At 53.9% G+C, this 15,764-nt stretch carries 13 protein-coding genes; 5 read left to right on the top strand and 8 right to left on the bottom strand.

Translation table 11 applies throughout. From position 1 onward, the window contains the following. Nucleotides 1-68: 68 nt before the first annotated feature. The 4 genes from galS (at nucleotide 69) to mglC (ending at nucleotide 5,010) form a co-directional block, all read left to right on the top strand. The gene (gene galS / locus U869_RS0115965; protein WP_025119535.1) at nucleotides 69-1,106 is read left to right on the top strand and encodes an HTH-type transcriptional regulator GalS; all 1,038 of its coding nucleotides are present in this window, start codon (nucleotides 69-71) and stop codon (nucleotides 1,104-1,106) included. A 256-nt stretch (nucleotides 1,107-1,362) separates the two neighbouring features. Then, complete coding sequence (gene mglB, locus U869_RS0115960; protein ID WP_025119534.1) at nucleotides 1,363-2,355, top strand: galactose/glucose ABC transporter substrate-binding protein MglB; 993 nt, start codon at nucleotides 1,363-1,365, stop codon at nucleotides 2,353-2,355. A gap of 124 nt (nucleotides 2,356-2,479) precedes the next feature. Further along, entirely contained in the window at nucleotides 2,480-3,988 is a 1,509-nt protein-coding gene (mglA, locus tag U869_RS0115955; protein WP_025119533.1) for a galactose/methyl galactoside ABC transporter ATP-binding protein MglA, read from the top strand. 11 nt (nucleotides 3,989-3,999) lie between these two features. Further along, nucleotides 4,000-5,010: a galactose/methyl galactoside ABC transporter permease MglC gene (gene mglC / locus U869_RS0115950; protein WP_021180579.1), complete on the top strand. Its 1,011-nt coding sequence runs from the start codon at nucleotides 4,000-4,002 to the stop codon at nucleotides 5,008-5,010. A 243-nt stretch (nucleotides 5,011-5,253) separates the two neighbouring features. Here the strand turns inward: mglC and sanA are convergent, their stop codons facing one another. The 7 genes from sanA to U869_RS0115910 form a co-directional block, all read right to left on the bottom strand. Continuing rightward, nucleotides 5,254-6,003: an outer membrane permeability protein SanA gene (sanA, locus tag U869_RS0115945; RefSeq protein WP_025119532.1), complete on the bottom strand. Its 750-nt coding sequence runs from the start codon at nucleotides 6,001-6,003 to the stop codon at nucleotides 5,254-5,256. 273 nt (nucleotides 6,004-6,276) lie between these two features. Then, entirely contained in the window at nucleotides 6,277-7,974 is a 1,698-nt protein-coding gene (locus U869_RS0115935) for an NAD-dependent malic enzyme (protein ID WP_025119531.1), read from the bottom strand. Between the two features lie 156 nt (nucleotides 7,975-8,130). Beyond that, nucleotides 8,131-9,015, bottom strand: coding sequence for a cytidine deaminase (gene cdd / locus U869_RS0115930; protein ID WP_025119530.1), 885 nt, complete (start codon nucleotides 9,013-9,015; stop codon nucleotides 8,131-8,133). Nucleotides 9,016-9,151: 136 nt separating this feature from the next. After that, nucleotides 9,152-9,847, bottom strand: coding sequence for a CidB/LrgB family autolysis modulator (locus U869_RS0115925; RefSeq protein ID WP_025119529.1), 696 nt, complete (start codon nucleotides 9,845-9,847; stop codon nucleotides 9,152-9,154). Further along, nucleotides 9,844-10,251, bottom strand: a complete 408-nt coding sequence (locus U869_RS0115920) for a CidA/LrgA family protein (RefSeq protein WP_025119528.1) — start codon at nucleotides 10,249-10,251, stop codon at nucleotides 9,844-9,846. Before U869_RS0115920 ends, U869_RS0115925 begins: the two co-directional genes overlap by 4 nt. A 139-nt stretch (nucleotides 10,252-10,390) precedes the next feature. Further along, nucleotides 10,391-11,611: an MFS transporter gene (locus tag U869_RS0115915; protein ID WP_025119527.1), complete on the bottom strand. Its 1,221-nt coding sequence runs from the start codon at nucleotides 11,609-11,611 to the stop codon at nucleotides 10,391-10,393. 136 nt (nucleotides 11,612-11,747) lie between these two features. Further along, entirely contained in the window at nucleotides 11,748-12,821 is a 1,074-nt protein-coding gene (locus U869_RS0115910; RefSeq protein WP_025119526.1) for a sugar ABC transporter substrate-binding protein, read from the bottom strand. A 239-nt stretch (nucleotides 12,822-13,060) separates the two neighbouring features. Here U869_RS0115910 and U869_RS0115905 point away from each other — a divergent pair, with 239 nt between their 5' ends. Then, nucleotides 13,061-13,426 carry an endonuclease domain-containing protein gene (locus tag U869_RS0115905; RefSeq protein ID WP_025119525.1) on the top strand — a complete coding sequence of 122 codons (366 nt, stop codon included), beginning with the start codon at nucleotides 13,061-13,063 and terminating at the stop codon, nucleotides 13,424-13,426. A 188-nt stretch (nucleotides 13,427-13,614) separates the two neighbouring features. On the opposite strand, the gene metG is transcribed toward U869_RS0115905, so the two are convergent. After that, nucleotides 13,615-15,645 (bottom strand): methionine--tRNA ligase, encoded by a 2,031-nt coding sequence (gene metG, locus U869_RS0115900; protein ID WP_025119524.1) that lies wholly within the window; start codon nucleotides 15,643-15,645, stop codon nucleotides 13,615-13,617. Nucleotides 15,646-15,764: the final 119 nt, after the last annotated feature.

Raw genomic sequence — 15,764 nt, 5'->3', positions numbered from 1 at the left:
ACGCTGAGGAGGATGACAATCGGAGTAGGATAGCGCCACTGTCAACTCTGTCGACCTCAGGACGTTTCATGAATTCTGTTCATTCAACCACCATTCGTGACGTGGCGAAGCGCGCGGGGGTTTCCGTCGCTACCGTCTCGCGAGTGCTGAACAACAGTGCCCTGACCAGCAAAGAGACACGCGAACTGGTGCTGAAAGCGGTGGCGGAACTGGGCTATCGGCCAAACGCCAACGCTCAGGCGCTGGCCACGCAGAGTAGTGACACGCTTGGCGTAGTGGTGATGGATGTTTCCGATCCTTTCTTCGGCGCGTTAGTGAAAGCGGTAGACACGGTGGCGCAGCAAAACCACAAATACCTGCTGATCGGCAATAGTTACCATCAGGCGGATAAAGAACGTCATGCCATCGAAGTCCTGATCCGCCAACGCTGTAACGCCCTGATTGTACATGCAAAAGCTCTGGATGATGCGGAACTGATCGCCTTTATGGATCAGGTGCCGGGCATGGTGTTAATTAACAGAATTGTAACAGGCTATGAGCACCGCTGCGTTGGCCTGAATAACGTGTTTGGCGCCGAAGTCGCCATGCGTTTGCTGCTCTCGCAAGGCCATCAGCGGATCGGCTATCTTGGCTCCGATCATCCCATTGAGGACGGCCCGCTGCGCCAGCAAGGCTACAGCCAGGCAATGGCTGCGGCAGGCTTTTCTCCCCCAGATAGCTGGCGGGCCTACGGCTCACCGGACCTGCAAGGCGGCGAAGCAGCGATGGTTGAACTGCTGGGCCGCAACCTGCATCTGAGCGCGGTATTTGCCTATAACGACGCCATGGCGGCAGGGGCGATGGCGGTGCTGAAAGAAAACGGTATCACAGTGCCGCAGCACTTCTCGCTGGTGGGGTTCGATGATATCCCGATTGCCCGCTATACCAGTCCCAAGCTGACCACCATTCGTTATCCGATTGTCTCCATGGCTACCCTGGCTACAGAGTTGGCGCTGAAGGGGGCCGCCGGGCAATTGGAATCCCAGGCTTCGCACCTGTTCATGCCGACGCTGGTACGCCGCCATTCTGTGGCTCCGTGGCAAAGTGAGGCTTCGGTCACTCTCTGAACATTTATTATTGTGTAACCGTTTTCAATCTGTGAGAAAATTCACAGATTATTAACATAGTGCCGTCTATGCTCTAGTCGTTTTCCAGCGCAAAGGCTCTTGCCAGCCAAACTTTCAATCTGGCGCTGACACAGCATCACAGGAATAACAAGCAACACGGATGACAGGAATTCATTTGAAACTGCCAGGCCCAGCTGTGTGCATTGTGGCTAAAGGCTAAATACCGAGTACGACCTCTACAAACCGGAGACAGACAATGAATAAGAAGGTTTTCACCCTGGCCGCGCTGGCCGCAAGCATGATGTTTGGCGCTGCTGCGCATGCTGATACCCGCATTGGCGTCACGATTTACAAATATGACGACAACTTTATGTCGGTGGTGCGTAAGGCGATCGAGAAAGATGCCAAGGCTTCTCCGGATGTCACGCTGCTGATGAATGACTCACAGAATGACCAGTCCAAGCAAAACGACCAGATCGACGTGCTGATTGCCAAAGGTGTGAAAGCGCTGGCGATCAACCTGGTGGATCCGGCCGCCGCTCCGGTGGTGATTGACAAGGCACGTGCCAACGATATCCCTGTGGTGTTCTACAACAAAGAGCCTTCTCGTCAGGCTCTGGATAGCTATGACAAAGCCTATTACGTCGGTACCGACTCCAAAGAGTCTGGCGTGATCCAGGGCGAACTGATTGCCAAACACTGGAAAGCCAACCCAGCCTGGGATCTGAACAAAGACGGCCAGATCCAATATGTGTTGCTGAAAGGTGAACCGGGTCATCCGGATGCAGAAGCGCGTACCACCTACGTGATTAAAACGCTGAACGAGAAAGGCGACAAGACTCAGCAACTGCAGATGGATACCGCGATGTGGGACACCGCTCAGGCTAAAGACAAGATGGATGCCTGGCTGTCCGGCCCGAACGCCAACAAAATCGAAGTGGTGATTGCCAACAACGACGCGATGGCTATGGGTGCAGTTGAAGCGCTGAAAGCCCACAACAAGAGTAGCATTCCGGTATTTGGTGTCGATGCTCTGCCAGAAGCGCTGGCGTTGGTGAAATCTGGCGCGATGGCCGGTACTGTGCTGAACGATGCTGACAATCAGGCCAAAGCCACCTTCGACCTGGCGAAAAACCTGGCTGCTGGCAAACCTGCTGCTGACGGTACCCAATGGAAGATCGTTAATAAAATCGTGCGTATTCCGTACGTAGGCGTAGATAAAGATAACCTGTCTCAGTTCGTTAAATAAACCGAGATAGCAATGCCCCCGCCAATTTACCGGCGGGGGAACTTATTAGAAGAACCCGTTAATTTCCCAGCGCCATTTATCAGGCTCGGGGGAGTGCTGGTTCCAGAATTAGCCAGGACTATTTATGGCCGAAAACTCTCGTGAGTGGCTACTGGAAATGACGGACATCAGTAAGTCATTTCCCGGCGTAAAGGCATTAGACAAGGTGAATTTACGCGTACGCCCAAACTCCATTCATGCCTTAATGGGGGAGAACGGCGCCGGAAAATCCACCTTATTAAAATGTCTGTTTGGCATTTATAAAAAAGACTCCGGTAGTATTCTGTTTCAGGGTCAGGAAGTCGATTACAAGAGTTCCAAGGAAGCGCTGGAGCAGGGCGTGTCGATGGTCCACCAGGAGCTGAACCTGGTGTTGCAACGCACCGTGATGGACAACATGTGGCTGGGGCGCTACCCGACCAAAGGGCTGTTTGTCGATCAGGACAAGATGTACAAAGACACCAAGGAAATTTTCGACGAACTGGATATTGATATCGATCCTCGCGCCAAAGTTGGCACGCTGTCGGTATCGCAAATGCAGATGATCGAAATTGCCAAGGCGTTCTCCTACAACGCTAAAATTGTGATTATGGATGAACCCACGTCTTCTCTGACCGAGAAAGAGGTGAATCATCTGTTCACCATTATCCGTAAGCTGAAAGACCGTGGCTGCGGCATCGTGTATATCTCGCACAAGATGGAAGAGATCTTCCAGCTGTGTGATGAAATCACCATTTTGCGCGATGGCCAATGGATCGCCACCCAGCCGCTGGAAGGGCTGGATATGGACAAGATTATCTCGATGATGGTTGGGCGTTCGCTAAGCCAGCGTTTCCCCGATCGTCAGAATACGCCGGGTGAGGTGATCCTGGAGGTGCAAGGTCTGACCTCGTTACGCCAGCCTTCCATCCGTGATATCTCTTTCGATCTGCACCAAGGGGAGATCCTGGGCATTGCCGGGCTGGTGGGCGCCAAGCGTACCGACATTGTGGAAACCTTGTTCGGCATCCGCGAGAAGGTGGCCGGTACCATCAAGCTGCACGGAAAAAAAATCAACAATAACAGTGCTAACGAAGCGATTAACCACGGTTTTGCCCTAGTGACGGAAGAGCGTCGTTCCACCGGTATTTATGCTTACCTGAATATTGGCTTTAACTCGCTGATTGCCAATATTCGTCAATACAAAAACAAGATGGGCCTGCTGGATAATAACCGGATGAAAAGCGATACCCAATGGGTGATCGATGCCATGCGGGTAAAAACGCCGGGTCATCATACCAATATCGGTTCGCTTTCCGGCGGCAATCAGCAAAAGGTGATCATTGGCCGCTGGTTACTGACACAGCCGGAAATCTTGATGATGGATGAGCCAACACGGGGGATCGACGTGGGGGCCAAGTTTGAAATTTACCAGTTAATGACCGAGTTGGCGAAGAAGGGCAAGGGGATCATTATAATCTCTTCCGAAATGCCGGAGCTTTTGGGAATTACCGACAGAATATTGGTGATGAGTAATGGTCAGGTTGCGGGCATTGTCAATACCAAACAGACCTCGCAAAATGAAATATTGCGGCTAGCCTCCTTGCATCTTTAAGGAACGTAATTATGAGCGCACTAAATAAAAAAACCTTGTTCACCTATTTCAAAGAGGGTGGCATTTATCTGGTCCTGTTGGTGTTACTGGCGATTATTATTATCCAGGATCCGACGTTTTTAAGCCTGATGAACCTGAGTAATATCCTGACCCAATCCTCGGTGCGTATTATTATTGCACTGGGCGTGGCCGGGTTGATCGTCACGCAGGGGACGGACCTGTCCGCCGGGCGTCAGGTGGGGCTGGCCGCGGTGATTGCCGCTACCCTGCTGCAATCGATGGATAACGTCAACAAAGTGTTCCCGCATATGGAGACCTGGTCGATCCCGCTGGTGATCCTGCTGGTTTGCGCCGTGGGTGCGGTGATTGGTTTGGTCAACGGTTTGATTATCGCTTACCTCAACGTGACGCCGTTTATTACCACATTGGGTACCATGATCATCGTTTATGGCATTAACTCGCTGTATTACGATTACGTAGGGGCTTCACCGGTTGCCGGTTTCGATCCGAAATTCTCCAGCTTTGCCCAAGGGTTCTTGCGATTCGGTGACTTCAAGCTGTCGTATATCACCTTCTACGCCATTATCGCGATCGCCTTTGTCTGGGTGCTGTGGAATAAAACCCGCTTTGGCAAAAATATCTTCGCCATCGGCGGTAACCCGGAGGCGGCGAAAGTCTCTGGCGTCAACGTACCGTTGAACCTGATCATGATCTATGCGCTGTCCGGGGTGTTCTATGCCTTTGGCGGTTTGCTGGAAGCGGGCCGTATCGGCAGTGCCACCAACAACCTCGGCTTTATGTATGAGTTGGATGCCATCGCGGCCTGCGTGGTCGGCGGGGTGTCGTTCGCTGGTGGGGTAGGTACGGTGCTGGGTGTGGTGACCGGGGTGATCATCTTTACCGTCATCAACTACGGCCTGACCTACATCGGCGTTAACCCTTACTGGCAGTACATTATCAAGGGCAGCATCATTATCTTCGCGGTTGCGCTGGATTCCCTGAAGTACGCCAAGAAAAAATAAGTTCGCTATTCGCTTCACGTAACGGCCAGCATTTGCTGGCCGTTTGCTTTTGTTGTTATTCCGGTGCTCGCTGTTCCCCCTCACCCCAGCCCTCTCCCCAAAAAGGAGAGGGGGCCGTTCAGCGTCGTTGGTTGGTAATGTGGTACTGCGTAGGCGGCGCTAAGGCCAGATGCGGGAGTAAAATGGTAGCACGGACAGTCCCCTCTCCCTGTGGGAGAGGGTTAGGGTGAGGGGGTATTCACTTCAGCTTTTTTTCTGCTGCGCTTTAACTTTCTCAGCCGCCAGCTTGTGTTCCAATTCCACCACCTGCTCTGGTGACACGGCCGGATAACCCGGAGCGTCTTCAGGAACCTCGTGCATCGAGGATATCGGGATCATTGGGCCAAGGAAGCGGGGCTCACGCTTGAGGAGGTACAAATCGGTCAAGGCGCCAAGGCGGGCAAAAATCTCGCGTACGCGCACCGTCATCATGTTTTTTGGCGAAGGTACCGCATAGCATTGTGCCTGGATACCCATATGCAGGGCGATAAACAGGGCGCGCTCACAGTGGAACCGCTGGGTGATGATGATGAAGTCGTTGGTATCGAACACCTTACGCGTACGGACGATAGAATCGAGGGTACGGAAACCGGCGTAGTCGAGCACAATATCGCTGGGCGCAACGCCTGCGGCCAGCAGATCGCGGCGCATGGTCATCGGTTCGTTGTAGCTTTGCTGGGCATTATCGCCACTTAATAACAGGTATTTGACCTTGCCGCTGTTATAGGCGTTGATCGCTCCCTGAATGCGGTAGCGGTAAAATTGGTTGATAACGCCAGTGCGATAATATTTGGAGGTACCAAGCACCACTCCCACCTGACGGTGTGGCAGCGTTTGCAGTTCTTCGTAGATGAAGGGGGCGGTTTTCCAGCTTATCCAGCGATCGAGCGCGATAGCCGACAGCATCAACACCGCAATGATGATGAACAGGCTGATTATCAGGCGTTTCCACATGTTGATGCCTTGCGCGGACGATGGCTTAAGTAAGCTCCAAGGCTACTTTACCTGCCCGGCAGACGCAAGCGGCATGCCCTTGGTCGTGGGTATTACGCTGAATTTTTCAGCATATTCTTCGCTAGCGAACGAGAATGGACCAGATTTATACCCTATGGATTTCAAGTTGTAGCTAGGCGACAAACTTACTCATCCCCAGGAGCTTACTTTTGGGTAAGTGACTGGGGTGAGTAAGTGCAGGTAACAACGCTACAGCTTGAAAGACGACGGGTATTAGAACGACGTACGTTTGTAGATGCGATATTGCGGACGCCAGAAGTTATGCTCAATGGCTTTCGACAACGCCTCTTCCGAAGTCACTACCGCCACTCCTTGCAGCTGAGCGGCTTTGCCGACTTCCATCGCGATGCACTTGGATACGCCCTGAATATCATCGATATTCGGCAGCAGTGCGCCGTGGCCGTCAGTAGCCAGTGGCGAACAATCGGCCAGTGCACGGCTGGCGGCCATCAACATGGCATCGGTGACCCGTTTTGCCCCTGCGGCCAGCACGCCAAGGCCAATTCCCGGGAAGATATAGGAGTTGTTGCACTGGGCAATCGGGAACAACTGGTCTTTATAGGTGACCGGTGAGAACGGACTGCCGGTGGCGACCAGGGCGGCACCGTCGGTCCAGTTGATGATATCTTCTGGTCGGGCCTCTACGCGCGAGGTTGGGTTGGACAGCGGCATCACGATCGGACGCGGGCAATGCTTGTGCATCTCGCGGATCAGTTCTTCGGTAAACAGCCCCGGCTGGCCTGACACACCGATCAGCACGGTTGGCTTGGCATTGCGCACCACTTCCAGCAGGGAGATGGCATCGCTCTCCACCTGCCATTGTTGCAGATTGGCACTTTTCTGCACCAGCTTGCTCTGGAAATCGAGCAGGTTGGGGAGTTTGTCCGTCAGCAGGCCAAAACGGTCGACCATAAACACGCGGGCGCGGGCTTCGTCTTCGCTTAACCCTTCGGACTTCATTTGGGCGATGATCTGCTCGGCAATACCACAGCCTGCGGAACCGGCCCCCAGGAAGGTGACGGTTTGATCGCGCAGTTGGCTGCCTGCGGCACGGCTGGCGGCAATCAGGCTGCCCAGCGTTACGGCGGCGGTGCCTTGGATATCGTCGTTAAAGCAGCACAGCTCGTCACGGTAGCGATTAAGCAGCGGCGTGGCGTTGTTCTGGGCAAAGTCTTCAAACTGCAACAACACGTTCGGCCAACGGCGCTTGACCGCCTGGATGAACTCTTCCACAAAGGCGTGATATTCGTCGCCCGAAATACGCGGATGACGCCACCCCATATACAGCGGATCGTTCAGGCGCTGTGGGTTGTTGGTCCCCACGTCCAGCACCACCGGTAAGGTGTAGGCCGGGCTGATGCCGCCACAGGCGGTATACAGCGAGAGTTTACCGATTGGAATACCCATACCACCGATGCCCTGATCGCCAAGGCCAAGGATGCGTTCGCCGTCGGTGACGACGATCACTTTGACGTTCTGCTTGGTGGCGTTTTGCAGCATATCGTCGATGCGATCGCGGTTCGGGTAGGAGATAAACAGCCCACGCGCACGGCGATAGATATCGGAGAAATGCTCACAGGCCTCACCGACGGTCGGCGTGTAGATGATGGGCATCATCTCGCTCAGGTGTGAATCCAGCAGACGATAGAACAGCGTTTCGTTGGTGTCCTGGATATTGCGCAGGTAGATATGCTTGTCGTTATCGTTCTTGAAATCCTGAAACTGACGGTAAGCGCGTTCCACCTGTTCCTCGATGGTTTCTATCGCTTCCGGCAGCAGGCCGTGCAGGTTGAAGTTACTGCGTTCTTCCTCGGAAAAGGCGCTGCCTTTGTTCAGCAACGGAAATTCCAACAGGATTGGGCCGGCGTAGGGGATATAGAGAGGGCGTTTGCTTTCGTATTCCAGTTCCATCAGTTTTACTCTTTTCCTAGGGTAAGCGTTATTACTGCCGATCCTAAGAGAACGGAAAAATATGTACAGCATTTGTTAGTAAATAATGAGGAATTGTCGCTTGTTGCTGGTTTTATAGCCGAATTGCGGCGGAGCACGCTGGCTCCGCCGAAGGGATCAGAAGGTAACGCGTTGCACGTCTTGGCAGCCCAGTGCCGCCAGGGTAGCGCGGGTGGCATCCCACTGGGTCAGGATCGCGCCTTCAGCTTCTGCCAATACGGCACGGCGGATTTTCTGGCAATCGCCGCCGGAGACGTTCATCAGGATCAGGGCGGCCTGCAATGGCGGCAGGCTAGGGTTGAACGCGGCGTTCTCGGCATAGCGGCCAGCGTAAACCTTGCCGTCTTCGGCTTCCAACGCTACGCCGCTATGGGCGGTGCTGTACGGGGCATGGCTACGGTTGGCGGCGTCCAGCGCGGCTTTCGCCAGTTCATCGTCCAGCGTCAGTTGGAAACCGTGATCGACCGGATCCATCAGCAATTCGCTGACTGCCAGATCTTTTGGCCCAAAGGAGTAAGGCAGGTAATCGCCTAGTGTGGCGGTTGCCCGTGCAGGCAAGTGGATCTCCAACTCGGTGCCGCTGTTAAGCTCGTTCATAAATTGACGGCAGTGGCCGCAAGGCGAGTAGTTGACGGTTACCGCAACCAGCTTGGCTTCGCCGCGCAGCCAGGCATGCGTGACTGCGCACTGTTCGGCGTGCACGGTTTGCTGCATTGGGGCACCACGGAATTCCATATTGCCACCGAAATACCAGTTGCCGCTGACGCCACGCGCCACGGCTCCCACATGGAAATGCGAAATCGGCGTTAACGAGCAGGCGGCAGCCAATGGCAGCAGAGCAAACGCCAGTGCATCATCATCCAACCCGCACTGTTGCTCGATCGCCGTGATCTGCTCGGCCTTGAACATGGCAGGGAAATCAGGCGCATCTAAATAAGGCAGCAGGGCGGATTGCAAGGCAGTTGGCAATTCGCCGTAGGCAGTTTGAAAGCGCGAGTGCATAGGTGATCTCTCTACAAGTTAACGGACAAACATTCTAGGCAACTGGCCCACAATAAGTTGTGATTAAAGTCTCTTTTTTAATGAAACGAGTGCAATGAAAATAATAAATGCGAGACTTATCGCAAGTTTTTGACCGCTAACCGAACAGCCGCATCAGTATCGGGAACACGAACGGCGCAGTCAGCGAGGTGATAATCCCGCAGATAACCAGTGCGAGCGAACTGAACGCGCCCTGCTGGTAATCCATTTCTACGCAGCGCGCGGTACCCAACGCATGTGAAGCAGTCCCCATTGCCAGACCGCGCGATGAATTGGTCGTGATCCGCAACAGGCCAAGTAGCGCATGGCCGAACACCGCCCCCAGAATACCGACAAAAATCACGCACACCGCGCTGATGGCCGGGATGCCGCCAAGTGACTCGGCTACCGCCATGGCTATCGGTGTCGTTACCGATTTAGGCAAAATCGAGGCGGCAATCTCGGGCTTGGCCCCCATCAGCAGGGCAATAGCACCGCCGCTGATCATTGCCGTCATGCTGCCAATAAAGCAGACGGTAATGATGGATTTCCAACGCGCGCGGATCTGATGGATCTGCTCGTACAGCGGAAAGGCGAGGGCAACCACCGCCGGTTGCAGCAAATCGTTGAGGATTTTGCTGCCTTGAAAATAGCGTTCATAAGGAATGCCGGTTAGCAGCAGCAGCGGGATGATCACCGCCATCGACACCAATAATGGGTTGAGCAGCGGCATATTGAGCTTCTGCGCCAGCTTGCGTGCCGCGTAAAACACCAGCAGGGTCAACGGCAAGGACCACCAGATATTTTGCATCATTGCTTGTCCCCTGCATCTTTGGCTTTTCCGAGGACAGGGCGCTCGCGGTGGAAGTAATGTGAAGTATAGCCAACCACCACAAACACCAGCAGCGTACTGATCAGGCAAGACACCACCAGCGGGGCCAAATCGTCAACAATCTGGTCGTAATACTTCATGACGCCGACGCCGATCGGCACAAACAGCAGCACCATATAGCGGATAAACAGATGGCAGCCAGGCTTGACCCACTTGGCCGGCAGGATCTGTGTAGAGAGCAGGGCAAACAGGATCAGCATGCCGATAATGCTGCCGGGGATAGCAATTGGCAGCAGCGCCGCAATGGCGTTACCGGCGAACAGGCTGAGGTAGATCAGCACGATCGCCCTGGCATATTTCCAACACAGGTTAAATAGGTTGCCCATAGTGTTTTCTCGTTGACGTTGACGCATTCATCATACAATTAAACTGTGAGCTACGCCACAAAACGCAGCATGAATTCTCGTTATGCCCAGCATGCCATTTCGGCAAGTTTGCGGCCCGCTTTAAGTGTAGTGGGTCAGGCTATTGTGCGCCGCTGATGCTGGCAATCGGTTTTTGCTGCTCAGCCAACCGATGACCGAGGAAGAAGAACAGCAGGCTGAACAAGGCGGCGGTGATCAGCACCAGGAACATCACCGGCGGTGGCGCATAGCTCAGCAGGAAGCCACACATTACCGGGTTGATAGCTCCCCCCAGATTGCTCAGGCTTTGCACGCCGTAATAGCTGCCTTTCAGGTGCGGCGGGGCGATAAAGTCGATAAACATGTATTCGACCGGGATGACGATGATTTCCCCCAGGGTGAAAATCGCCATTGCCAATACCCACAGCCATATCGATTGCCCCGCCAGCATAAAGCCGACCAGCCCCAGGACGAAAAACAGCGTACCCAGCATCAGCCAGCGCAGCATGTTGTCCTGACGCATACCGCGACTCAATACATATTGCAGGGCGATCACGATGCAGGCGTTGACGATCATCACTACGCCAATCACCCGATAGGCGAACTCGGCATTACTGACCGTGATCAGATACTGCGACAGATAACCGGTAAATTGGCCAAAGACCACCGCGCCAAGCGTACTGCCCAGGGTGAAGTAGATCAGCCGCCGATCACCGCGCAACACATTGACCGTCTGGCGGAAGTTGAGTACCGCTGGCGAAATGTCAGTTTCTGTTGCCGGTGGTGCAGGATAGTTGCGCAGACGAAAGCTGAGGGTGACTACCGTCAGTAACGCCAAGCCACCGGAAAGGTAGAACGGCAACAGTGGGCTGTAACCGGCCACCATCACGCCCAACGATGAACCGACAGCCCAGCCAACGTTGATCAACGTATAGTTGATCGAGAAGGCCTTGATGCGTTGGTTGACCGGCAGCCAACTGGCAAAGCAGGCCTTGATGGCGATATTGAGCACCGCATAGGCGGTATGCAGGATCGCCAGCACCAGGATGACACCTGCGGGCTGTGATACCGACGGGATAGCAAAAAAGCTCAGCGAAAATAACAGGATGGCAAGCAGGATCAGCGGGTTTTTATTAAAGCGATCGACCAGATAGCCGCCATAAAAGCTGCTGATGATGCCGATGGTCAGGCTGATGCCAAGAATAATGCCCACGCTTTTGGGCAGCAGGTGGAAGTGCTCGGTCAGGTAAATGGTGATAAAGGGCAGCGTGACGCCACGGCCTATGGTCAGCACCAGCGAACTCGCCAGTAATATCTTAATCAGTGGGGGGAATCCCTTCATAACCAAACCTGTTGATGCATACAGTTATTACGCCAATGCAACTACAGTAGCGTATTTTGTGATGCAGAGAAGGGGGGGGACGGAAAAATTGTTTAAAAAAAAGAGGCTACGTCTGTAGCCCCACGATAAAACAGCATTATTTGCCGGATTTGGCCTGCAGGGTGGCAAACCAGGGCTGAATGAAATCTTCGCTGTTGCCCCAGCCTGGAATAATCTTGCCCAACGAGGCCACGTTGATAGGACCGGTCTGGCTGACCAGCAAGGCCTGCGGGATCGCAGCAGCTTTAAACTGGTAAGTGGCAGGCGTTGTTTCGCCCGCCAACTTGTTAGCGATCAGACGCAGATTGACGGCACCAATCAGCTTGGTATCCACCGCAACGCTGACCTTCCACGGGCTACCGGCTTCGCGCATCAGTTGCAGATCCTGATTAGAGATATCGATGCTGTAGAGTTTGATCTCGGTGCGGCCATTTTCTTGCAGCGCCTTGTAGGCACCCTGGCTGAACGCATCCCAAGTGCCCCAGATGGCGTCGATTTTACCTTTCGGGTACTTGGCCAGAACGGCACCCACTTTATTGGCGGTATCACCCTGCACGTCGGAGGAAACCGCCCCGATCGATTCCAACTCATGAATCCCTGGGTTTTGTTTCAGTAATTCCTGGTAAGCGGCTTGGCGGCGCTCCATCGGTGGGAAGCCCGCGACCCACAGCTTGATAATGTTGGCCTTGCCGTCGAAGTCTTTAATCAACTGGCCGAAGGATTCATTGGCCAGAGAGGCATCATCCTGTTGGGAGACGGTCACGCCGGGGATCTCACCGCTGACGTCGGTATCAAAGGCCGATACTGCAATACCTGCCGCTGTGATGCGCTTGACCAAGTCGGTGGAATAGGGCGCACGTCCTTGGGAAAGGATAATACCGTCATACTTCTGGCTGATGGTCTGGTTAACGAAATCCTGGAAACGCGCATCGTCACCGTTGCTCAGGAAGGTATCCACTTTGAAGCCAAGCTTGCGGCCCTCTTGGATGGCACCGGCTAAAAACTGGGTGGTGTTGTCATCGGAACCCAGGTTACGGATCACCGCGACGCGGATCTGCCCTTGGTGCTGGGCAATAGCGGCAGGCACGGGGGCAAGTGTGGCTTCTGCGGCGAGCAGAGGCAGGCTGGTCAACAGGCTGAGGGCGAGCAGTGAGGTCTTTATCGTTTTCATTATCGGCTCCGAAGCAGGTGGTGATATTCCTGGTAAAATTGGATGTTTAGCTATCTTTCTATCTAGACGTCTATTTTGTGCGATGCAGCATCATAACCAGATGCCTGGCAATTGGGAATCCACCGGCTTATGAATTTTTTTCAGTTGATATAACGATTTGTTTGGATGAGGTACGCAACTTTGGCCGGAGCCTATGGCTGACCAACTGTAGCAAAGATAGCGTTGTTGTGGAGGTCGCTATGACAAAATCCACAACTTTAACCAAAGCCCGTCGATTGCGGGCTTGCATGACAGATGCCGAAAAATATTTGTGGTTGCAGCTGCGTGATCGCCGTTTGGCGGGGTTCAAATTCCGTCGGCAAGTGCCTGTTGGCGCTTATTTCGTTGATTTTATTTGTTGGCAGGCGAAGCTGATTGTTGAGGTGGATGGTGGTCAGCATACGGAGCGAGTGTTTTATGACCAGCAACGGAGCCGCTTTTTAGAACGCCAGGGATTTACCGTGATTCGCTTTTGGAATGATGAAGTACTGCGTAATTGGGATGGAGTCAGGCAGGTTGTTCTATGGAATTTATATCGCAAAATGTCCACCCATTCCGGCCGTTGAGATCGCCCCTCACCCCAACCCTCTCCCGAAGGGCGAGGGAGCCGATTCGGTGTTGTGGTCAGGTACGGAGGTTAAATTTTACCCCTCAGAGTTGAAGTTGGATGCGGGAGCTAATAGGTGGCACATACGGTCCCCTCTCCCTGGGGAGAGGGTTAGGGTGAGGGGACTTTACTCGATATTACAGAAAGTTACTTAACCTGCATGCCAGGCTGTGCGCCGCTGTCCGGGCTGAGCAAGAAGATCTCTTTGCCGCCAGGGCCTGCTGCCATCACCATACCTTCGGAAACGCCAAAGCGCATTTTACGCGGTGCCAGGTTGGCCACCATAATCGTCAAACGCCCTTCCAGCAGTGAAGGATCAGGGTAGGCCGAGCGGATACCGGAGAAAATCTGACGTGATTCACCACCCAGATCCAACTGCAATTTCAGCAGCTTGTCGGAACCTTCAACAAACTCGGCGCTCTTGATCAGCGCGATGCGCATATCGACCTTGGCGAAATCGTCAAAGCTGATGGTGTCCTGGATTGGGTCGTCCGCCAACGGGCCGCTGACCACCTTCTGGCTGGCTGCCAGATCTTCTTTGGATGCGTTCACCATTTCATTCACTTTGTCGAGATCGATACGGTTGAATAGTGCCTTGAAGGTATTCACCTGATGGCCCAGCAGCGGTTGCTCAATGCCATCCCAGCTCAGTTCGCAGTTGAGGAACGCTTCGGCACGTTCGGTCAGTGCAGGCAGTACCGGCTTGAGGTAGGTCATCAGCACGCGGAACAGGTTGATGCCCATTGAACAGATGGCTTGCAGATCGGCATCACGGCCTTCTGCTTTCGCCACCACCCAAGGAGCCTGCTCATCGACATAGCGGTTGGCCAGATCGGCCAGCGCCATGATTTCGCGGATCGCCCGGCTGGTTTCACGGCTGGCATAGGCCTGCGCAATGCTGCTGGCAGCATCAACAAAGGTCTGATACAGCTCAGGATCGGCCAGATGATCGGCCAACTGCCCGGCAAAGCGCTTGTTGATAAAGCCAGCGTTGCGGGAAGCTAGGTTCACCACCTTGTTGACGATATCTGCATTCACGCGTTGCACGAAGTCTTCCAGGTTCAGGTCGATATCGTCGATGCGTGAAGAGAGCTTGGCGGCGTAGTAATAACGCAGGCAATCGGCATCCAGATGCTTGAGGTAGGTGCCAGCTTTAATGAAGGTACCGCGAGACTTGGACATCTTCGCACCGTTCACCGTCACATAACCGTGCACAAACAGGCTGGTTGGCTTGCGGAAATCGCTGCCTTCAAGCATTGCCGGCCAGAACAGGCTGTGGAAGTAGACGATATCCTTACCGATAAAGTGATACAGCTCGGTTGTGGAGTCTTTGTTCCAGAACTCGTCGAAATCCAGATCGCCGCGCTTGTCACACAGGTTCTTGAACGAGCCCATGTAACCGATTGGCGCATCCAGCCAGACGTAGAAATATTTGCCGGGAGCATCGGGAATTTCGAAGCCGAAATACGGCGCATCGCGGGAGATATCCCACTGTTGCAGGCCAGACTCGAACCATTCCTGCATCTTGTTCGCCACCTGCTCTTGCAGCGCACCGGAGCGCGTCCAGGCTTGCAGCATGTCGCTGAAAGCGGGCAGATCGAAGAAATAGTGCTCGGAATCACGCATTTCCGGGGTAGCGCCGGAAACCACGGATTTAGGGTCGATCAGCTCGGTCGGGCTATAGGTTGCGCCACAGACTTCGCAGTTATCGCCGTATTGATCCGGAGCTTTACATTTCGGGCAGGTACCCTTCACAAAACGATCCGGCAGGAACATGCCTTTCTCTGGATCGTAAAGCTGAGAAATGGTGCGGCGCTTGATGTGACCGTTCTCTTTCAAGCGGCCATAGATCACACCGGACAGTGCGCGGTTTTCTTCGCTATGGGTCGAATGATAATTTTCATAGCTGATGCCAAAACCGGCGAAATCCTGTTGGTGCTCGCGGCTCATTTCCGCGATCATTTCTTCTGGCGCGATACCCATCTGCTGTGCTTTGAGCATGATCGGTGTGCCGTGCGCGTCGTCCGCACAGATGAAATGAACTTCGTTGCCGCGCATTCGTTGGTAACGAACCCAGATATCTGCCTGGATGTGCTCGAGCATGTGGCCGAGATGGATGGAACCATTTGCGTACGGTAGCGCGCACGTCACCAATAATTTTTTCGCGACTTGAGCCATAATGAAAAGTTGCTTTCTTTAGTGAGTGAAAAGGACCTTTGATGTTACCCGATCGCGTCCTCTGCTGCTAGGGCGGTTTCTTTCGGGTTATACGAGCGAGTTGCCCTGCAGTTCTGATA

The organism is Serratia sp. H1w, from assembly GCF_000633355.1.
Lineage (GTDB): Bacteria > Pseudomonadota > Gammaproteobacteria > Enterobacterales > Enterobacteriaceae > Chania.
The sequence above is the reverse complement of the archived record's forward strand: the minus strand, read 5'-3'. Positions and strand labels throughout refer to the sequence as shown.